Origin of the sequence: Streptomyces tanashiensis, from assembly GCF_014648895.1 — a bacterium.
GTDB lineage: Bacteria > Actinomycetota > Actinomycetes > Streptomycetales > Streptomycetaceae > Streptomyces > Streptomyces tanashiensis.
In genome coordinates, this window is the sequence record NZ_BMRZ01000014.1 from 69,735 (window position 1) to 89,634 (window position 19,900).

Annotated in this window: 17 protein-coding genes; 7 read left to right on the top strand and 10 right to left on the bottom strand. The window is 72.6% G+C overall.

Annotated features, from left to right (window positions below):
- The first annotated feature begins 202 nt into the window (after positions 1–202).
- From IE237_RS30780 to IE237_RS30810, 7 genes are read left to right on the top strand one after another with little or no spacing between them, the layout of a single operon-like run.
- The gene (locus IE237_RS30780) at positions 203–1,381 is read left to right on the top strand and encodes an aminotransferase class I/II-fold pyridoxal phosphate-dependent enzyme (RefSeq protein WP_189805409.1); all 1,179 of its coding nucleotides are present in this window, start codon (positions 203–205) and stop codon (positions 1,379–1,381) included.
- Positions 1,371–1,910, top strand: a complete 540-nt coding sequence (locus tag IE237_RS30785; protein WP_189805410.1) for a DUF6190 family protein — start codon at positions 1,371–1,373, stop codon at positions 1,908–1,910. The genes IE237_RS30780 and IE237_RS30785 overlap by 11 nt, the downstream gene beginning before the upstream one ends.
- Positions 1,911–1,935: 25 nt before the next feature.
- A complete protein-coding gene (locus IE237_RS30790) occupies positions 1,936–2,742 on the top strand; it encodes a dihydrodipicolinate synthase family protein (RefSeq protein WP_189805411.1) in 807 nt (268 codons plus the stop codon).
- Positions 2,739–3,620 (top strand): iron-containing redox enzyme family protein, encoded by an 882-nt coding sequence (locus IE237_RS30795; RefSeq protein ID WP_189805412.1) that lies wholly within the window; start codon positions 2,739–2,741, stop codon positions 3,618–3,620. Before IE237_RS30790 ends, IE237_RS30795 begins: the two co-directional genes overlap by 4 nt.
- Positions 3,617–3,928: a Rieske (2Fe-2S) protein gene (locus tag IE237_RS30800; RefSeq protein ID WP_189805413.1), complete on the top strand. Its 312-nt coding sequence runs from the start codon at positions 3,617–3,619 to the stop codon at positions 3,926–3,928. The genes IE237_RS30795 and IE237_RS30800 overlap by 4 nt, the downstream gene beginning before the upstream one ends.
- A complete protein-coding gene (locus IE237_RS30805) occupies positions 3,925–5,376 on the top strand; it encodes a purine-cytosine permease family protein (protein WP_229842989.1) in 1,452 nt (483 codons plus the stop codon). The genes IE237_RS30800 and IE237_RS30805 overlap by 4 nt, the downstream gene beginning before the upstream one ends.
- 4 nt (positions 5,377–5,380) lie before the next feature.
- Positions 5,381–6,301: a PDR/VanB family oxidoreductase gene (locus IE237_RS30810; protein WP_189805414.1), complete on the top strand. Its 921-nt coding sequence runs from the start codon at positions 5,381–5,383 to the stop codon at positions 6,299–6,301.
- Between the two features lie 55 nt (positions 6,302–6,356).
- Here IE237_RS30810 and IE237_RS30815 read toward each other — a convergent pair whose 3' ends face one another.
- The 10 genes from IE237_RS30815 to IE237_RS30860 form a co-directional block, all read right to left on the bottom strand.
- A complete protein-coding gene (locus tag IE237_RS30815; RefSeq protein WP_189805415.1) occupies positions 6,357–7,436 on the bottom strand; it encodes a Zn-dependent alcohol dehydrogenase in 1,080 nt (359 codons plus the stop codon).
- 20 nt (positions 7,437–7,456) lie between these two features.
- The gene (locus IE237_RS30820) at positions 7,457–8,848 is read right to left on the bottom strand and encodes an aldehyde dehydrogenase family protein (protein WP_189805416.1); all 1,392 of its coding nucleotides are present in this window, start codon (positions 8,846–8,848) and stop codon (positions 7,457–7,459) included.
- Between the two features lie 367 nt (positions 8,849–9,215).
- Positions 9,216–9,968: a class F sortase gene (locus IE237_RS30825; protein WP_189805417.1), complete on the bottom strand. Its 753-nt coding sequence runs from the start codon at positions 9,966–9,968 to the stop codon at positions 9,216–9,218.
- The gene (locus IE237_RS30830; RefSeq protein ID WP_189805418.1) at positions 9,955–10,698 is read right to left on the bottom strand and encodes a hypothetical protein; all 744 of its coding nucleotides are present in this window, start codon (positions 10,696–10,698) and stop codon (positions 9,955–9,957) included. Before IE237_RS30830 ends, IE237_RS30825 begins: the two co-directional genes overlap by 14 nt.
- Before the next feature lie 168 nt (positions 10,699–10,866).
- The gene (locus tag IE237_RS30835; RefSeq protein ID WP_189805419.1) at positions 10,867–12,270 is read right to left on the bottom strand and encodes a CitMHS family transporter; all 1,404 of its coding nucleotides are present in this window, start codon (positions 12,268–12,270) and stop codon (positions 10,867–10,869) included.
- 147 nt (positions 12,271–12,417) lie between these two features.
- Complete coding sequence (locus tag IE237_RS30840) at positions 12,418–14,673, bottom strand: molybdopterin-dependent oxidoreductase (protein ID WP_189805420.1); 2,256 nt, start codon at positions 14,671–14,673, stop codon at positions 12,418–12,420.
- Between the two features lie 76 nt (positions 14,674–14,749).
- Positions 14,750–15,424: a TetR/AcrR family transcriptional regulator gene (locus tag IE237_RS30845; protein ID WP_189805421.1), complete on the bottom strand. Its 675-nt coding sequence runs from the start codon at positions 15,422–15,424 to the stop codon at positions 14,750–14,752.
- Positions 15,425–15,455: 31 nt separating this feature from the next.
- Entirely contained in the window at positions 15,456–16,763 is a 1,308-nt protein-coding gene (locus tag IE237_RS30850; RefSeq protein ID WP_189805422.1) for a hypothetical protein, read from the bottom strand.
- Positions 16,760–17,563 carry a cupredoxin domain-containing protein gene (locus tag IE237_RS30855; protein ID WP_189805512.1) on the bottom strand — a complete coding sequence of 268 codons (804 nt, stop codon included), beginning with the start codon at positions 17,561–17,563 and terminating at the stop codon, positions 16,760–16,762. Before IE237_RS30855 ends, IE237_RS30850 begins: the two co-directional genes overlap by 4 nt.
- A gap of 206 nt (positions 17,564–17,769) precedes the next feature.
- On the bottom strand, positions 17,770–19,857 hold the full coding sequence (locus tag IE237_RS30860) for a right-handed parallel beta-helix repeat-containing protein (RefSeq protein ID WP_189805423.1): 2,088 nt from the start codon (positions 19,855–19,857) through the stop codon (positions 17,770–17,772).
- Positions 19,858–19,900: the final 43 nt, after the last annotated feature.

The following is a 19,900-nucleotide window of genomic DNA, read 5'->3' on the forward strand; positions in this document are numbered from 1 at the left end:
CGCGGCCGAACAAGGCGAACGACGGTCAGGCATTCCTATTCGAGGAATGCCTGGCCGTCGTTCCTTTTTTCCCTCCGCAGAACATCGCGGTGATTATTAATTGCGTGACCCGGCCGTTATTCGCAAGGCCGCTCGAAGCTCCTACAGTCATTCACGCCGCCGGAATTCCGGACGAGTTTCGTATCGACAGCGGGAGTTCTTCATGTCGTTGACCGACAAGGCAGACGTCAGCACCTTCGTCGACCTCACCCAGCACGAGATCGAGGCCCTGAAGACCCGGTTCAACCTGGCCGACGCCCACACCCACCAGCGTCAGTCCGCCTCGCAGGAGCGCATCGTCTCGCGGCTTCCGGAGCTCTGGCACGAGTCCGAGTCGAAGCAGCAGGCGCACTTCGAGCGCCAGTTCGTCGACGCCTTCTTCCGCCTGCACCAGCAGCCCACCGCCCGGGCGATGGACCGCACGCTTCTTTCGTACTCCGCCAGCGTCTCCACGATGGTGGCCGGCATGTTCCTCAAGCAGCGCGGCATGTCGGTGCAGCTGGTGGAGCCCTGCTTCGACAACCTGGTCGACCTGCTGCGCAACATGCAGGTGCCGCTCGGGCCGGTCGACGAGTCGGTGCTGCACGACAAGGACGCCATCTACGAGCGCCTCGTCGAGTCGATCGACGCGGACGCGATCTACCTGGTCGACCCCAACAACCCGACCGGGTTCACCCTGCTCGCCGAGAAGCTGGAGGGCTTCGCCGAGGTCGTGCGCTACTGCGTGGACCACGACAAGGTCCTCGTGATGGACTTCTGCTTCGCCTCCTTCGCGCTCTGCGACGAGGGCATCGGCCGGGTCGACATCTACAAGCTCCTCGAGGAGTCCGGCGTCACCTACATGGTCATGGAGGACACCGGCAAGACCTGGCCGATCCAGGACGCCAAGTGCGCCATGATCACCGCCAGCCGGAACATCCAGGAGGAGGTCTACAACCTCCACACCAGCGTCCTCCTGAACGTGTCGCCGTTCGTCCTCAACATGGTCACGCAGTACATCGAGGACTCCATCACCGACGGCTTCGCCTCGGTCCGCGACATCATCAGGACCAACGGCGACGCCGCCCGCGCCGCCCTCGACGGCACCATCCTGGAGTTCCAGGAGCCGGTCGTCGGCACCAGCGTCGCCTGGTTCCGCATCAAGCCGGAGCACCTGACCGCCACCCAGCTGCAGGCCGTCCTCTTCGACGAGGAGGTGTACGTCCTGCCGGGCACCTTCTTCTACTGGAACACCAAGGAGAAGGGCGAGCGCTTCGTCCGCCTGGCCCTGGCCCGCGAGCCCGAGGTCTTCGCCGGCGCGATGGAGCGGATGCGGAAGGTGCTCGAGCGCTATGCGGCCTGACGCCACCCCCGAGGCGACCGAGCACGCCCCCACGGTGTTCATCGACGCCACGCTCTTCATGGGCATGCACAGCGAGGACGACACCGTCCGCGTCGCCGCCAAGTCCTTCTTCGCGGCCCGTCTCGCCGCGGGGGACGCCGGCCGGGTCTTCATGAACTGGGAGCAGGTCGGCCGCTGCGACGACCTCGTGTGGGGCTACGAGCGGGGCGTGCAGGACGACTACTACCCGTTCATGGACGTCCTCCACACCGACCTGGCCATCGACCGGGTCCCGTACGACGAGGACGACCTCCGGCGGGCCTTCACCACCCCCGAGCTCGACGGACTGCCCACGCACGAACGCCTGCTGCTCGCCCAGGTCATCGGCCGCGGGGGCGTGCTGCACACGGCGAGCCCCCGGCTGCTCAAGGCGGCCGACGGCCTGCCCGTCGTGCCGATCGGCACCGGCGCGGAGCCCTCGTTCCCCGCGTACCTGGAGGACCTCTACCAGCGCTCGCTGGTGCTGAAGGTCGACTCCGACACCCTCTGAACACATTCCGAAGGGCACCCCAGTCATGCCTGACACCTACTCCGGGACCGTCGTCCCGCTGATCACCCCTCTCGACGAGCACGGCACCGTCGACGAGCAGAGCGTCGTCCGGCTCCTGGACCACATCCGGGCCGAGGTCACGGGCCTCATGCCGGCCCTGACCTCCGGCGAGGGCTGGAAGCTCGACGCCCGGCAGTGGCAGGACGTCGTCACGTACACCGTCAAGCACGCCGACGGCCTCCCCGTGCTCGCCGGGATCCAGCTCCCCGACACCGCCTCGGTGGTCGACCGGGCCCGCACGGCCGCCGAGATCGGCGCCGACGCCGTCGTCGTCACCACGCCGTTCGGCGCCGACGTGACGCAGGACCAGATCGTCGAGCACTACCGGGCGATCCGCGCGGCCCTCGACATACCGATCTTCCTCTACAACGAGGAGGCGCTGTCGGGCAATCGGATCGAGTTCGAGACCCTGATCCGGATCTGCAAGGAGATCCCCGGGATCGTCGGCATCAAGGAGTCGAGCGGCGACGCCGCCTTCACCCGCAGGATGGCCGAGGCCGGCACCGGCATCCCCGTCTTCGAGGGCTGGGAGAACCTCCTGGTCGACGCCCGCGGCATCCAGGGCTTCATCGGCCCGCTGGCCAACCTCGAACCGGGTCTGTGCAACGCGATGCTGGTCGACCCGACCCCGGACCGCCAGGCGGAGATCAACACCGTCTGCGAGAAGTACGGCGTCTTCCGCGACGACTGGTACCGCTGGGTCAAGAAGGAACTCCACGAGCGCGGCGTGATCAGCTCCCCCACCACGCACGAGGAGGCGAAGGCGGCATGAGCACCACCCCCGCCTCCCCCACCGCCTCCTCCGTCCCGGTGACCGCGCACTCGGTCGCGGCCCCGGCCGCGACCGCCCAGCGCGAACTGCACGCCCTCTACCGGCGGGTGCCCAACCTCGGCGACTACGGCTCGATGACCGCGATCGAGGAGCGGTGGATCCTGCCCAAGGCGCGCGCCTACGAGGCCTCCGCGCCCCGCTTCGGCTCGGCCGGCGAGCTGCTCCAGGCACTCAAGGAGTTCCTGTCCGAGGAGGAGGCCGCACTCCCGGAGAGCGCGACCTTCCTCGCCGAGCACGCGACGCTCGACCAGTTCAAGGTGGTCGTGCGGGAGTTCGCCCTCGACGGGCTCACCGAGTCCGAGTCGCTGCTCCCGGTCGTCCCCCGGCTGCCGTACCGCTCGGCGATGGCCGTCTTCCGGGTCCTCATCGACGAACTCGGCTGCGGCAACGAGGAGCAGGCGCACTCCCAGCTCTACCGGGACCTGCTCACCGAGCTCGGGATGAGCCTGCGGCTCGACGACTACCTCGACGACACGTCCCCGGAGTGCTACGCCTACGTCAACATGTTCCACTGGCTGGCGAGCCGGGCGCCGTCCCCCCAGTACTTCCTGGGGGCGTACGCCTACTTCGAGACGAGCGTCCTGTACGCCTTCCAGAGCTTCGCCCGGGCGGCGCGGCGGCTGGGGATCGTCCACGACGCCTACTACACCGAGCACCTGTACATCGACTCGTACCACAGCAACCACATGCGTACGGCGATCCGCGCGCTCGAGGAGCCGGACCTCGCGAAGATCTGGGCGGGCGTGCGGCTGGCCTCCGACATCGTCGGCGAGGCCACGGAGACGGCGATCGCGCGGGCGCGGGAGACCGTCGCATGACGGCCGTGCCCGCCGGGCGGCGGGGCTCCGGCGAGCCCACCGTCCGCCAGGTGACCGAGGACCTGGTCCTGGTCGAGGTCGCCGGCCGCAAGGTCCTCGCGGCCGCCGTCTGCCCCCACCGCGGCGGCCGGCTCAAGTACGGCAGGGTCGACGGGGACAGGCTGCGCATCACCTGCCCCCTGCACCACACGACCTTCGACCTGACCAGCGGCGAGCGCACCTCGGGGGCGGCCTGCGCCGCCCTCCGGGTGGTCGACGTGCTGCCCGGCCAGGACCGTCCCGAGGACCGCTCCGGGGGCGCCTCATGACCACCACACCGACCGGGGCGGCGTCCACCGTGACGCCGCCCCGTGCGGCGGTCGACCACGACGGCATCGCGCCGGTGCCCGAGGCGGAACGCACCTCGACGCCGGCGGACTTCGGCTGGATCTGGCCCTCCGCGCAGTTCTCCTTCGGCACGGTCGTGCTCGGCGCGCTGCCCGTGGTCTTCGGACTCGGCTGGTGGGCGTCGGCGAGCGCGATCGCCGTGGGCGTCGCCGTCGGGACGGCGCTGCTCGCACCGCTCGCCCGGTTCGGCGTCCGCACCGGCACCAACGATCCGGTGTCGAGCGGGGCGCACTTCGGGGTGCGGGGCAGGGTCGTCGGCAACGTCCTCACGGTGGTGACGGCGCTCGGCTTCTTCGCGATCGCGGTGTGGACGGGCGGCACGGCCGTGATGGTCGCGGGGCACCGGCTCTTCTCCACGCCGACCGGTCCGGGCGCGCTGACCGTGGCGATGTTCGTGACGGCGGCGGCGGTCGCGCTGGTCGCCGTCCGCGGCCACGAGACGCTGGTCCGCACGTACCGGATCACGGCGGTCACCGGCGGGGCGGTCCTGCTCGGCACCGCCCTCGTGCTCGCCCCCCGGTTCGACGCGGGATACGCGGGCGGGGCCCTGGCGCTCGACAGCACGCTGCACACGTGGCTGCTCGCGGCGACCGCGTCCGCGACCGTGCCCCTGTCGTACGCCACCTTCCAGGGCGACTACACCCGCTACATGCCGGCCGGCACCTCCACCGGCCGGGTGGTGCGGGCGAGCGGGATCTCGATGTTCCTCAGCAGTCTCGCGGCGCTGCTCACCGGCGCGTACGTGACGACGCTCTTCCCCGTGCCCGACGAGCCGTGGCTGCAGGGGCTGACGGACGCGGTGCCGGGCTGGTTCGCGGTGGCGGTGGTCGTCTTCGGCTTCGCGGGCACCCTCCCGCAGGCCGGTCTCTGCCTGTACGCGGCCGGGCTCTCCGCCAACTCGGTGTTCTGGCGCTCCTCGCGGGCCGCCGTGACCACGGTGGTCGCGCTGCTCGCGGCGGCCGTGCTGTACCTCGGGGCGGTGGTGTACGACGCCATGGACGCCATGTCGGCGTTCGTGACCCTGCTGCTCACGGTCGTGGCCCCGTGGGCGGCCGTGCTCTCCGTCGGCTACGTGCTCCACCGCGGCCGGTACGACGCGGAGGCGCTGCGCGCGTTCACCACGGGCGGCGGCGGACGGTACTGGTACACGGGCGGGGTCAACCCGAGGGCCGCCACGGCCTTCGCGGCCGGCTCGGTCGTCGGGATCCTGTGGGTCAACAACCCGCTGTACACCGGGCCGCTGACCGGCGTCACCGGCGGGGTGGACCTGAGCCTGCCGGCCTCCTTCGTGGTCGCCGCCGTGCTGTACGGGGCCCTGTGCCGGGTGTGGCCCGAGCCGCTGCTTCCGCCGTCCGCGACATCGAGGTGATGCCATGACCAGGGTCCCGCTCATCGTCGGCTCCGTCGTCCGGGAGGCCGAGGGGGTCCGCGGGCTGCTGCTCGCCGACCCCACCGGCGCCGACCTCGCGCCCTGGGAGCCCGGCGCGCATCTGGAGGTGACGCTGCCGTCCGGCGCGGTCCGGCACTACTCGCTCTGCGGCGACCCGGCCGACCGGACCGCGTACCGGCTCGGGGTGCTGCGGGAGCCCGGCGGACGGGGCGGATCCGAGGAGATCCACACCTCCGTCGGGGAGGGCACGGTCCTGGAGGTCCGGGGCCCGTTCAACCGGTTCCCGCTGGTGCCCGCCGAGCGCTATCTGTTCGTCGCGGGCGGCATCGGCATCACCCCACTGCTGCCGATGATCCGCTCCCTGCCGCCGGGTTCGTGGTCCCTGCTCTACGGCGGCCGGAGCCTCGCCTCCATGGCGTACCGCGAGGAGCTCTCCGCGCTGCCCGGGGTCACGCTCGTCCCGCAGGACACGGCGGGGCTGCCCGATCTGGACGGTGTCCTCGCCGGGCTGCCGGCGGACACGGCCGTGTACTGCTGCGGCCCGGAGGGGCTGCTGCGGGCGGTCGAGGACCGCTGGGCGGGGCCGCTGCACATGGAGCGGTTCGGTGCGGCACCGGTGGAGAGGCCCTCCGGCGAGGGCGGTTTCGAGGTCGAGCTGCGGCGGACCGGGCGGACTCTGCGCGTGGAGCCCGGCCGGACCCTGCTCGACACCGTGCGCGAGGTGGTGCCGGGTGTGGCGTACTCCTGCGAGGAGGGCTGGTGCGGCACCTGTGAGACGAAGGTGCTCGCCGGGACGCCCGAGCACCACGACTCCGTCCTCGGCGAGGACGAGAAGGCCTCGGGGACGACGATGATGATCTGCGTGGGCCGCTCGCGCGGCGACCGTCTCGTGCTGGACCTCTGACGCGCGCAAGCCCGTACCGGACGGCTCGCCGGTACGGGCTTCCGCGCGTCGGGGGTCAGAAGACGACGAGGGCGCGGCCGCCCTTGCCCGCGAGCATGTTCTCGAAGGCGCCCGGGATGCCGTCCAGGGTGATCCGCTCGGTGACGAGGGCGCCGAGGTCCAGCCGGCCGGCCCGGATGTGGTCGGCGAGCACGGGCAGGTCCTCGGCCGGGTTCGAGTTGCCGTAGACGCAGCCCGCCAGCGTGCGGCCCCAGTGGAAGATCTCCAGGGCGTTGAAGCTGACCTGCTGGTCCTTGCCGCCGATGCCGACGACCGTGGTGCGGCCACCGCGCCGGGTGGAGTCCCAGGCGGTGCGGATGGTGACGGCGCGGCCGACGCACTCGACGGCCACGTCGACGCCCTGGCCCCCGGTCAGCTTCCGGATCTCCTTGGCGGTGGTCTGGGAGGCGACGACGTACTCGGTGGCACCGGCCGCCCGCGCGAGCGCCTCCTTCTCCGGGGAGACGTCCACGGCGACGATCGTCGACGCGCCCGCGATCCGGGCGGCCTGGAGCGTGGCGAGACCCACCCCGCCGACACCGAAGACGGCGACGGTCTCGCCCTCCCGGACCCGGGCGGAGTGGTGGACCGCGCCCCAGCCGGTGAGGACGGCGCAGCCCAGGAGGGCGGCGTCGGTGAGCGGCACCCCGTCGGGGACGGGCAGGACGCAGTTCGCGGCGACGACCGTCTCCTCGGCGAAGGCGGCGACGTTGAGGCCGGGGTGGAGCTCGGTGCCGTCCTCGGTGCGGGCGTGCACGTTCGCGGTGCCGGTCAGGGCGTTCGCGCAGAGCCAGACCTCGCCGAGCGAGCAGGGGTGGCAGCTGCCGCAGGACGGCGCCCAGTTGAGGACGACGCCGTCGCCGGGGGCGACATGGGTGACGCCCTCGCCGACGGAGACGACGGTGCCCGCGCCCTCGTGGCCGAGGACGGCCGGGACGGGGACGCGCATGGTGCCGTTGGTGAGGGAGAGGTCGGAGTGGCAGACCCCTGCGGCGGCGAGCCGGACCCGTACCTGGCCGGGGCCGGGCTCGGGGAGTTCGATGCCGGTGATCTCCAGGGGAGAGCCGACGGCGGGCAGGACGGCGGCGCGGATCACGCTCGTTGCTCCTTCTGCGCTCAGAACTGGAGGGACTTGGTCTGGAGGTACTCGGCGAGGCCGTGCGCCCCGAGCTCCCGGCCGACGCCGGACTGCTTGTATCCGCCGAAGGGGGCCAGCGGGTTGAAACGGCCTCCGTTGATGTCGACCTGGCCGGTGTCCATGCGGCGGGCGAAGGCGACGGCCGCCTCGGGCTCGCCCCAGACGGCTCCGCCGAGTCCGTAGACGGTGCCGTTGGCGATGGCGAGGGCCTCGTCCTCGTCCTCGTACCGGAGGAGGGAGACCACGGGGCCGAAGATCTCCTCCTGGGCGATGGTCATGTCGGAGGTGACGTCGGCGAAGACGGTCGGGGAGACGTAGTAGCCGGTCTCGCGCGGGGCCTCGGGGCCGCCGGCGACGAGCCGGGCGCCCTCCTCGATCCCCTTCTCGATGTATCCGCGGACGCGCGCCTGCTGCTTGGCGTTGACGAGGGGACCGACGCGCTCGCCGGGGACGTACTTGGCGACGGCCTCGGCGGCGAGCGCCACCGCCTCCTCGTAGCGGTCGGCGGGGATCAGCATCCGCGTCCAGGCGCTGCACGTCTGGCCGGAGTTGGACATGACGTTGGCGATGCCGACGGCGACGGCCTTGGCGAGGTCGGCGCTCGGCAGGATCACGTTCGCGGACTTGCCGCCGAGTTCGAGGGCGACCCGCTTGACGGCGCCGCCCGCGAGGGCGCCGATGCGGCGGCCGACGGCGGTGGAGCCGGTGAAGGAGACGAGGTCCACGTCGGGGTGCTCGGCCAGCGCCTGGCCGGCGACCGGGCCGAGGCCGGTGACCAGGTTGAAGACGCCGGCGGGCAGGCCGGCCTCGTGGGCGGCCTCGGCGAAGAGCTGCGCGGTGAGCGGGGTGTCCTCGGCGGGCTTGAGGACCGTGGTGCAACCGGCGGCGAGGGCCGGGGCGACCTTGGCGACGATCTGGTGGAGCGGGTAGTTCCAGGGGGTGATCGCGGCGACGACGCCGACCGGCTCGGCGTAGACGGTCGAGTTGCCGACCTTCTCCTCGAAGGGGTGGGTGGCCGCGAGCTCGGCGTACGAGCCGGCGACGGCGATCGGCAGGCCCGCGTGCACGGCGGCGGCGAGCTGCGGCGGGGCGCCCAGCTCGGCGGTGACGGTGGCGGCGATCTCCTCCGCGCGCGCGGCGAGCGCGTCGCGGAGGGCGGCGATCCGGGCTCCGCGCTCGGCGGGCGGGGTGGCCGCCCAGCCGGGGAGCGCGGCGCGGGCGGCGCGTACGGCGGCGTCGACGTCCTCGGCGGTGCCCGCCGGGACATGGCCGATGACCTGCTCGTCCGCCGGGTTCAGCACCGGGATGGTGTCCGTGGAGGAGGCGGGGCGCCACTCCCCGCCGATGTACATCGCGTCGTGGGCCTTCATCCGCTGTCTCCTCACGTGCCTGCCTGCCGACCGGACGCTACCGGCCGGTTCGCCGTCGCGACCCAAACTAGCGCTGTTAGTTTTCGGGCGCCAGGGTCCCCGGGAGTGCCCCCGGTCTCACCCGGCGGCGCGCCACGGCGCCGCTCGATCGTGCCGCCCCGGCCCACGGACTGTCCACGTCGGCCCCGCACAGCCGTACGCCGCCGGAACTGGCGGAACCCCCCTTGCCCCGCCCCCGGAGACGGGGGCGGCACGACGCACGCCCCGGTCGACGGAGCGGCTGGATCCGTCGACCGGGGCGTGGGTGCTGGTGTCTCTTCTTGTACGGGTGCTGGTTCGGACGTGCGGGGCGGCGGCGCCTGCCCCGTCAGATCTTCTGGGCGATCTCGGTGAGGTGGGCGAAGACGACGATGTTCGCCTCGTAGCCCTTGCCGCGGTCGAAGGATCCGCCGCAGGTGAGCAGCCGGAGTTCGGGCCGCCCGGTGGCTCCGTACACCTCCTTGTCCGGGAAGTCGTTCTTGGCGTACGTCCGGACGCGGTCGACCGTGAAGACGGCGACCTTGCCGTCGGCACGGGCGACCCGGACGGTGTTGCCGGAGCTGAGCGAGTTGAGGTTGAGGAAGACGGCGGGCCCGGTGCGGGTGTCGCGGTGACCGACGACGACGGCGGTCCCGCGCTCACCGGGAGTGGGGCCCTGGGCGTACCAGCCGACGACCCGGGGGTTGTCGACGGGCGGCGCGGCGAGCCGTCCGGTGGCGTCGAGGCCGAGCTCGATCACGGGGGCCTCGATGGTGATGGCCGGTACGGCGACGGTGACGGGGCGCGAACGGGCCAGCGGCGCGGGCTCGGGTGCGGGCCGCGGCGGGGGCGTGGCCTTGGGCAGCGCCCTGGTCTTCGCCTTGTGGTCCACGGCGGCCGGCGCTCCGGCCGCCGCCCCGGCCCGGTCGGGAGCGGCCGCTCCGGAAGCGGTCGGGCCGGCGGCGAGCGGCGGGTCGGCCGGTTCCTCGTCACCGGCCCACCAGACGCCCCCGGTCACCAGGACCGTGGTGATCACCACGGTCCTGGTGAGCCGGATCAGGCGGCGCTGCCTGCGCGTGAAGCGGGACCTACGCGGCGCCATTGCCCCGGCGGCGCGAGCGGCGGATCAGGACGAGTCCGGCCGTTCCGGCGAGGCCGGCGGCGACGGCCGCCCCGACGCCGAAGGCGGAGGAGTCCTCGGCGGCGATCTGCGCGCTGCCGCCGCCGCCCGCGCCGACGGCGCCGTGCGGGGGCTTGCCGTGGCCGTGCCCGCCGCCGTTGCCTCCGTTGCCGTTACCGCCGTTCCCGTTCCCGCCGTTGCCGTTCCCCCCGTTGCCGTTACCGCCGTTCCCGTTCCCGCCGTTGCCGTTGCCCCCGTTGCCGTTTCCACCGTTCCCGTTGACCGGCGGGCAGTCGACCCGGAAGACCTTCGACTTCGCCGCGCCGTTCTGGCCCTCCCACGTCCACTCGACCTTGTACATGCCGGTCGGCAGGCCGGTGATGTCGTCCGTGTGCCCGTCACCGTTGCTGTCGACGGCGATGCTGCCGTTCTTCAACGAGGGATCCTGGTTGCCTGGCTGGCCCGGCTGCTCGTAGATGTTCCACTGGATGCTCTGCAGACCGTCGAAGTTGAACGCGGCGAAGCGGAAGATGCAGCCGACCTGGGGCTCGTTGGCCTGGCTGGTGTCGGGGGTGCCCTGCCGGTGGACCTTGACGTCGCCGTTGTCGCCCGGTGCGGCGAAGGCCTGCGGGGCACCCGCGAGGGTCACCGCGCCGAGCGCGAGGGTGGCGAGCGTGGCACGGAGCAGAGTGCGGGTGGGGGGTGTCGTCATGGTGGAGCTCCTCCAGTCGTGAACACGTCGGGCATTACTGCGATAATCCGACTATCTGTCACAACATGGACACAGAGGGTGGCGACCCGGCCGCGCCACCCTCCGACTTCCACTCGTCCGGCCCACGTCCCCGCCACCCCGAGTGACCTGCGGCGGGTCCGGTCCGGGTCAGATGATCCCGAACAGGATCCCGGCCGCCAGCACGACCAGCGAGGTCAGCGCGGCCCACTTCACCGTGAACCTGGTGTGGTCGCCGAACTCCACCTTCGCCATGCCGACGAGCACGTACACGGCGGGCACCAGCGGGCTCGACATGTGCAGGGCCTGTCCGACCAGCGAGGCCCGGGCGATCTCCAGGGGCGACACGCCGTGCGCCGCACCCGCCTCCGCGAGGACCGGAAGGACACCGAAGTAGAAGCCGTCGTTCGACATGAAGTACGTGAGCGGGAGGCTCAGCACACCGGTGACCAGGGCCATGTGCGGCCCCATGCCCTCGGGGATGGCGCCCACGAGCCAGTCGGCCATGTGCTTGACCATGCCCGTGCCGGTGAGGACGCCGGTGAAGACGGCGGCGGCGAAGACCATGCCGGCGACGTTGAGGACGTTGTCCGCGTGGGCGGCGATGCGCTCCTTCTGCTCGGCCATCTTCGGGTAGTTGACGGTCAGCGCGAGGGCGGCGCCGAGGAGGAACAGCACCGGGATCGGGAGCAGTTCGAGGATCATCGCGGCGAGCAGGGCGACCGTCAGGGCGGCGTTGAACCAGTACAGCCGGGGGCGGAGCGTCGCGCGGTTCGGGTCGAGGCCCTTGAACCCGTCGGCCTCGCCCGCGCCGGTCACCGCCCCGGGAGCGTCGCCGGTGACACCCGTCGCCTTCCTGCCGCCGTCCCCGCCCTTGCCGCCGCCGGCCGTGACCAGCACCGCGTCGGCCTCCGGGACCAGGGCCTCGTCGAGGGTCAGGTAGCCGATGCGCTTGCGCTCGCGGCGGCCGAGCACGTACGCGAGGACGAAGACGAAGAGCAGGCCCACGCCGAGCGCGGGGATCATCGGCACGAAGATGTCGGCGGCGTCCAGCTTCAGCGCGGTCGCCGCCCGGGCGGTGGGGCCACCCCACGGCAGGGTGTTCATGACGCCGTTGGCCGTGGCGGCGACACCCGTCATGACCACCAGACTCATCCCGAGCCGCTTGTACAGCGGATACATCGCGGAGACGGTGATCATGAAGGTGGTCGAGCCGTCGCCGTCCAGGGAGACGATCGCGGCGAGCACCGCCGTACCCACGACGACCCGCACGGGGTCGGCCTTGCAGAAGCGCAGGATCCCCCGGACGATCGGGTCGAAGAGACCGACGTCGATCATGACGCCGAAGTAGACGATCGCGAACATCAGCATCGCGGCCGTCGGCGCCAGCTTGCCGACACCTTCGATGACGTAGTCGCCGAGCTGGGCCCCCTGCCCGACCGCGACGCAGAACAACGCGGGAATCAGTACGAGTGCCGCGATCGGCGACATCTTCTTCAACATGATCAGGACCAGGAAGGTCGCGATCATGGCGAAGCCGAGGACGGTCAGCATGGAGGACACCTCACGTTCACCCTTGAACTGCCGCCGAGCGGCGGTCCGGATGACGGTAGGTGCCCTCTTCCGCCGTTAACAAGATGTTGACGCGTGAGCAATACGAGCAAAACCCCAGGTCACAGCAGGGGTGATCGGCAGCCTGCCCTACCGCGGCGAGGACGGCGCGGACGGCGGCGACGACACGGGCGACTGGGCGGGTGCCTCCAGAGGTGACACCTCCACCGGAAAGCCGTTCAGCACGGCGGTGCCGGAGAGGGGGTCGATCCGGGACCCGTCGAGCAGCTGGTTGACGTTGACGCCGGGGCGCGCGGACGCGACGGCGAGCCGGGTGCCCGGCCGGTCGTGCCCCCAGCCGTGCGGAAGGCTGACGACACCCGGTCGTACGCCGTCGGTGACCTCCACCGGCACCTCCACCTCGCCGCCCTCCCCCTTCACCCGGGCGACCCCGCCGTCGGCCAGCCGGAGCCGCTCCGCGTCCAAGGGGTGCACCTGAAGGGTGCAGCGGTTCGAACCCCCGCCCAGGGCGGGCGTGTTGTGCAGCCAGCTGTTGTTCGAGCGCAGATGCCTGCGCCCGACGAGCTGGAGGGTCCCCGGCTCCGGTACGGCGTCGAGGGCGGCGCGCAGCCGGGGCAGGTCGGCGGCGAGGGGCGCGGGGAAGAGTTCGATCCGTCCGCTGCGGGTCTTGAGGAGCGCGGGCAGGCGCGGCTTCAGGGGCCCGAGGTCGATGCCGTGCGGGTGGGCCTTCAACTCGTCGAGGGTGAGGTCGTACGGGCCGAGCCGCAGCATCAGGTCGAGTCGCCGCTCGGCTCCGCTGGCTCCGGTGAGCCGCGCGGCGAACTCCTTGGGATCCGCCCCGTACGCCGGCGAGTGCTCCTGCGTCACGGCCTTGGCGAGGGTCGTGTCGATGGCGAGGTCGTCGACGGCGGACGGCGGGGCGCCGTGCATCCCGGACACGGCGAGGATCAGCCGCGCGTGGATCTCGCACTCGTCCATGCGGTCCGCTTCGAGGGGTACGACCGCCGGCGTGTAACGGGCCTGGTCGCGGACGGCGAAGGCGTTGAAGGCGAAGTCGAAGTGGGCGCTCCGGGAGGGCGGCGGCGGGGGCAGCAGGACATCGGCGTGGCGCGTGGTCTCGTTGAGGTACGGGTCGACGGCCACCATCAGGTCGAGGCAGCCGAGGGCCCGGTCGAGGCGGTCCCCGTCGGGCGCCGAGAGGACGGGGTTGGCGGCGACGGTGATCAGCGCGCGGATGCGCCCCTCCCCCGGCGTCTCGATCTCCTCGGCGAGGGCGACGAGCGGCAACTCGCCCTTGGCCTCAGGGTGGTGCGAGACCCTGCTGTGCCGGCGGCCGAGGGCGAAGCCCCTGCCGGGTCCGGCGGGGCGCGGGGCGGGCGCGGTGGCGGAGAGCGGGAAGAGCGCGCCGCCGGGCCGGTCGAGGTTGCCGGTGAGGACGTTGAGGACGTCGACGAGCCAGTTGGCGAGGCTGCCGTACGCCACGGTGGAGCTGCCCATCCGCCCGTAGACGGCGGCGGTGGGCGCGGCGGCGAGCTCGCGGGCGAGGGCGCGGATGGTGTCCGCGTCGACGTCACAGGCGGCGGCGACCGCCTCGGGGCTGAACTCCCGCACCGCGGCCCGTACCTCCTCGATGCCCTCCACATGGTCGGCGAGCGGGCCGGGGTCGGTGAGCCGCTCGTCGAAGAGGGTGTGGACGAGGGCGGCGAGGAGCAGAGCGTCGGCGCCGGGGCGGATCGCGACGTGCCGGTCGGCGAGGCGGGCGGTGCGGGTGCGCCGGGGGTCGACGACGGTGAGGGTGCCGCCGCGCCGGCGCAGCGCCTTGAGCCTGCCGGGGAAGTCGGGGGCGGTGCACAGGCTGCCGTTGGAGTCCAGCGGGTTGGCTCCGAGGATCAGCAGGTGGTCGGTGCGGTCCAGGTCCGGCACGGGGACGGCGAAGGGGTCTCCGAAGAGCAGGCCGCTGGAGACGTGCTTGGGCATCTGGTCGAGCGTGGACGCGGTGAAGAGGTTCCGCGTCCGCAACGCACCGATCAGCAGGGGCGGGTAGAGGGCGCCGGCCATCGTGTGCGCATTGGGGTTGCCCAGGACGATACCCACCGAGTCCGGCCCGTATTCCTCGACGATCGGCCGGATTCGGGCGGCGATCGTGTCGAAGGCCTCGGCCCAGGTGGCCTCCTGGAGCCTGCCGTCCTTGCGGACCATGGGGGTGCGGAGCCGGTCGGGGTCGGCGTCGATCTCGGGGAAGGAGGCGCCCTTGGGGCAGATGAACCCCTTGCTGAAGACGTCGTCGCGGTCGCCGCGCGCCCCGGTGACGCGGCTCCCGTCGAGTGTCAGGGTCAGTCCGCAGGTCGCTTCGCAGAGGGGGCAGATGCGCAGAGCGGTGGGCATGGCGTCTCCCTGGGGGCGTCGGGTGGCGCCGAGCATACCGACCGGTAGGCATGGGCGGGAGGGGGCCTGCGGAAGGTCACGCGAGCGAGGGCGCCAGATACGCGTGGAGCAGACACCGCGTCTCGGCCACGAGCGCGGGGTCCCCGGCGGGGTCCGCGCGGAACGCGAGCCGGACCAGGGCGTCGGCGGTCTCGACGCCCACCAGGACCTTCCGGTGCAGGTCCTCGTCGGCGACGCGGCCCAGGTGGGTGGCGAGGAGCGCGCAGATCCGTTCGGCGACAAGCCGGTTGGGGTCCTCGGCGGCGGCCTCCGCCTGCCCCTCGGCCGGGCCGTCCTGCGCGGCCTCTCCGGGTGCGGCGGCGGGTACGCCGAAGTCGACGAGGGCGAAGCCCGGGACGGTCCGCTTCATCTCGATGAACTCGTCGAGGACACCGTCGATGGCGCCGTGCGCGTCGAGGATCGGCGTCCCGGCGAGGCGGTCCGAGACCCGCTCCGCGTACCGGTCGAGGTTCCGGTGGGCGAGGGCGGCGACCATCGCCCGCTTGTTGCCGAAGAAGCGGTAGACGGAGCCGATGGGCACTCCGGCCCTTGCGGCGACGGCGCGGGTGCTCAACTGCTCGTACCCGGTCTCGTCGAGGAGTACGGCGCAGGCGTCGAGGATCCGGGCCAGTCGCTCGGCGCTGCGCTGCTGCACGGGGGCGCGGCGGAGCGCGGGCTGGGTTCGGGGGCGGGTCTGAGGCACGGGGTCCATGATGCCGCTCCGGTCCGGTCGAGGCGATCGGTCAGGCGATCAGCAGGCCGATGCCGCCGAGGGTGTACGCGATCATCAGCACGAACAGGGGGAGTTGGCCGGCGACGGCCCGGGCGGGCGGGAAGAGGCGCACGGACCGGTCGTGCGCGGCGACGACACCGAGGACATGGCCGGTGACGATCGCGGCGACCTGGAGGGTGGCGAGGCCTCCGGGACCCAGCGGTGGAGCGGGTGAGGGGGCGTTGTCAGTGCCCGCTGCCATGATGACGGTACGTGGCCCTTCGGTCACGAGAAGTGAGAAGTAGTGGGCCACGAGATAGCCGAGGGCGATGGGCAGCAGCGAGTGGGCGAAGGAGGTGAGCGGGGTGGTGAGTCCGGGGTTCATCAGGCGCAGGGCGCCGGCGCAGAGGCCGTAGCAGGCGGCGGCGAGGGCGACGGCGGCGACGAGGCCGAGCGTGGCGGTGGGGACGGGACCGAGGGAGGAGGTCTGGAGGGTGGTGATCCAGCGGGGGTTGTCGGAGAGGCCGTCGTAGGCGGTGGAGCCGAGGAGGACGCAGACGGTGGCCACGAGACCGGGGGTCTGCGGGGTGGAGTCGAGGCCGTGGAAGGGGGAGCGCAGGACGAGCCGGCCGTCGGCGCGACGGCCGAGGGGTGAGAGCCGGGCGAGAAGGGAGGAGTACACCTCGAAGGGGTCGGCGTGGGCGAACCATCGGTCGCCGTGGCGGGCGGCGCCCAGGAGCTGGACGGCGGTGTGGATGCCGAGGGCGATCAGGAGGGTGGTGGTGGAGGCGTTGTCGGGGGCGACGAGCTCCAGCCAGGTGAAGAGGAGGAGTCCGGCGGCGGCGGGCCGGATGCCGAGCGAGGCGGGCAGGGGGCGCGGGTTCCGTGGCGGGTGGAGGGCGTGGAGGGCGCGCAGGGGGTTGAGGAGGCGCCAGACGGGACCGAGGAGGAGGGAGGCGGGGACGAGTCCGACCCAGAGGAGGACGTAGAGGGCGCCGGGGGCGGGGTTGCGGTCCGGGTCGTCGGGGCCGAGGAGGAGGTGGAGGAGGAAGACGAGGGCGGTCGCGGCGCCGAGGAGGCGGAGGGCGGTGCGGGTGACCGGGGCGTCCGCCACCCACTGGAGGGCGGCCGGGAGCGGGCGGCCGGAGAGGTCACCGCGGAAGCGGGAGGAGGACCAGAGCAGTCCGAGGGCGAGGAAGGAGACGAGGAGGGCGGTGAAGGCACCTGCGTAGGCGTAGAAGGGAGAGAGGGGGAGGTCGTGCCGGGAGCCCACGCCGTGGGCGAGCGGAAGCCCGAGGGGGCCGGCGTGGGCAGGGGCGGCGACGGAGAGGGCCGTCATCGGACGACGAGTTGGGTCAGCACGAGTCCGGACTCGTGCGTCTCGACCTCGAAGAGGCCCGTGCGGTCCGCGGTGAGGGTGAGGGTCGCGGGCGTGCCGGGAGAGAGGGGCAGTTCACGGTCGTAGCCGTGCACGTGGAGCGTGTCGGCGCGGTCGCTCGTGACACGGAGGGTGAGGCGCTCGCCCTTCTTCAACTCGATGCGGGAGGGAGGTGGCTGGACGGTCGTTCCGGTGATGGTGAGGCTGACGGTCCGGCCGGGCTCCGTCGGCCGGGGGCTCGGCGGCGCGGAAGCGGAGGGGCTCGGCGGCGCCGAAGCGGAGGGGCTGCCGCCCAGGCTGACGGTGGCCTGGACGGGGGCGCCGGCGACGGCCCAGACGGTGTGGTCATCCGCGTGGAGCCGGACGGTCAGGGTGTGGGCGCCGGGCGGCACGTAGCCCCAGGGGCCGTACAGGCGGGCGGTCTCCCTGCCGTCGACGAGGAGGCGGGCGTGACCCCGGCCCGGGAGGGCCGCGCCGCCGGTGCTCTCCGGGGTGAAGCGGAACCTCTCCACCGTGAGGTGGACGTTCCAGCCGCCCTCGGAGTCGGGGAGGGCCTCGGCCCTGACGGTGGGCGCGTCCGCCGCGGGGAGCTCTCGGAGCCGGTGGCCGCCCTCGTCCCGGGCGGCCAGGAGGGTGCCGCTGCTGCCGGTGGCCTCCTGGTGGCTGGTGCCGGGTTTGTGGTGGGTGGTGGCCCGGCCGCCGCAGCCCGTGAGGAGCAGGGCCACGAGGGTCACGGCGGCGACCAGAGGGGCGACGGGCACCCGCGGAGCAGGGGCGGGTGGAGGAGCGGCGGCGACCGGAAGAGGAGTAGCGGCCGGAGGGACGGCGGCGACCGGACAGGCGGCGCCGACCGGAGGAGCGGCGGCGACCGGAGGAGGAGTGGCGGCCGCCGGAGGACGGGTGGCGGCCGGCGACCCGTGGATGCGCTGCGGGGCGGGGGCGCGTGAGGCGGTGGCGCGCGGGAGCGTCATGCCGTCACCGTGTCCGGGCGGTCGGACGGAGGCTCGGACGGGGGCTCGGCTGAGGGCTCGGGCGGGGGCTCCGGGGTGCGGTCGGGGCGGGTGCCGGCCGCGATCACCGCCCAGAGCACCCAGACGACGCCGAGCAGGAGGCGGAGCCAGGCGGGGCTGACGGGGATGCCCGGGACCATGAGGACCGCCTTGTCGAAGGCGTCGAGCAGGGTGAGGGCGCCGAGGGCCACCGTGGTCCAGGCGAGGACGGGGCGGGTGGGGCGCAGGGCGAGGCCGATGAGGGTCCACCACACGCCCGTGAGGAGCAGCGCGACGGCGGGGAGGAGGGTCGGGGTGAGGGCGAGGGTCGAGCCGGCGACGTCCAGGGCGAGCCCGACGAGGCCGGTGAGGGTGGCCGCGCCGGCGAGGCGGTTGCCGCGGAGCCGGCGCCACCAGAGGGCGCCGCCGGCGAGGGCGAGGACGAGGGCGCTGCCGAGGGCGAGCTGGGTCTCGACGCGCTGGAGGCCCCGGGCGCCGTACCAGTCGCAGCCTGCCGGGAGGCGGCGTGCCTGGACGTTGTAGTCGGCGCAGACGAGGAGTTGGGCGAGCTTGGCGGGTTCGCCGACGAGCCGGTCGGTGTTGCCGGAGACCTCGCCGCGGCGGGCGCCGCAGGTGGGCGGGGCGCCGGGGGTGGCGGCGCCCGCGTCGGACTGCCAGCAGTTGCCGCCGCCCTGGCCGTCCCACCAGACGTCGGTGCGGTTGGGGCGGGCGTTGCCGGCCTTGTCGACGCCGAGGTGGTTGCCGGCGTAGCGGTTGTGGTGGGAGGTGTCGGTCTGCTTGCCCCAGGCGGACTCGCCGCGGATGAAGGCGGGGACGGCGCTGAGGAAGAAGGCGGCGCGCTGGTGGCCGTAGACCCAGTTGTTCTCGTAGAGGTTCCAGTTGCCTCCGGCGGTGATGATGCCGGTGCCGGGCGGCATGGAGATCTGGGGGCAGACGACGCCCTGTTCGTAGCCGCGGTCGACGGGCGGCTTGGCGCAGGTGCCGTCGGCGACGTGGGGGTAGTAGTTCTGGTTGTTGTCGTGGATCAGGTTGCGTTCGAAGCGGGCGTGGTTCTGGGGCAGTCCGGGGTGGCCGGGGAAGGCGGAGTCCATGGAGGCGCCGCCCATGTTGTGGTCGAACTCGTTGTCGTGGACCCAGACGGAGTCCCCGGCGGTGCCGGAGTAGCCGACCATGTTGTGGTGGCTGCGGCAGCCGGTGATCTCGATGGAGTAGCGGGGGACGTCGTAGCCGCGGGCGTCGTTGATGTCCGAGGCCGAGCCGGGGTAGATGCCGGAGTCGCCGTTCCCGTAGGACTCGCAGTTCTTGTAGAGGCCGTGGTCGGAGGCGAAGGTCAGGAAGCCGTACTCGTCGTTCCAGCGGGTGAGGACGTCGTCGATGACGAAGCCGTCGGCGGCGAGCACGTACAGCGAGTTGAAGGTGGTGCGCTGGGCGGTGAAGTTGCGGAAGTAGACGCCGTCGGATCCGTCGGCGCGGATCGCGTTGAGCTTCTGGTACTTGGCGTCGACGACGACGTCGAGGCGGGAGGCGCCGGTGCCTTCGATCTGGAGGTTCTTCTTGCCGAGGATCGCGACCAGGTTCTGGTTGTGCGGGCACTGGAGCTGCTGCGCGTAGCTGAGGATCTGGTAGCCGAGCGCGGACTTCGGGGCCTTGAGCGTGGCGCAGGCTCCGGTGGGCGGCGGCAGGGAGGGTTCCTCCTCGTAGAGGCCGGGGAGGACGGCGATGGTGAGGCCGGGCCGGTCGACCGCGTCGACGGCCTGCTGGAGGTGGCGGTGGCCGCCGCGGACGCAGCGTTCGAAGAGGGCGAGGTTGCGGGCCTTGAGGCCGGCCGGGAAGCCGGAGATCCGGCGCTCGAAGTCGGCCCGGTCGGTCTTGCAGACGAGGAGGTCGGGTTCGCCCGTGCGGAGTTTCGGCACGCTGCCGGATCCGTCGGGGAAGGTGACGGGCCGCTCCTCGTGGGCCTGGGCGCCAGGAGCGGTGAACAGGGCCGCGGCGAGCGCCACGAGCACGACCGAGAGCACGGAGACGAACCTTCGGGTCCACGACATGCGCGTGAGAGTAGAGCAATGTTCATCTTTTTGAACCCCCGCG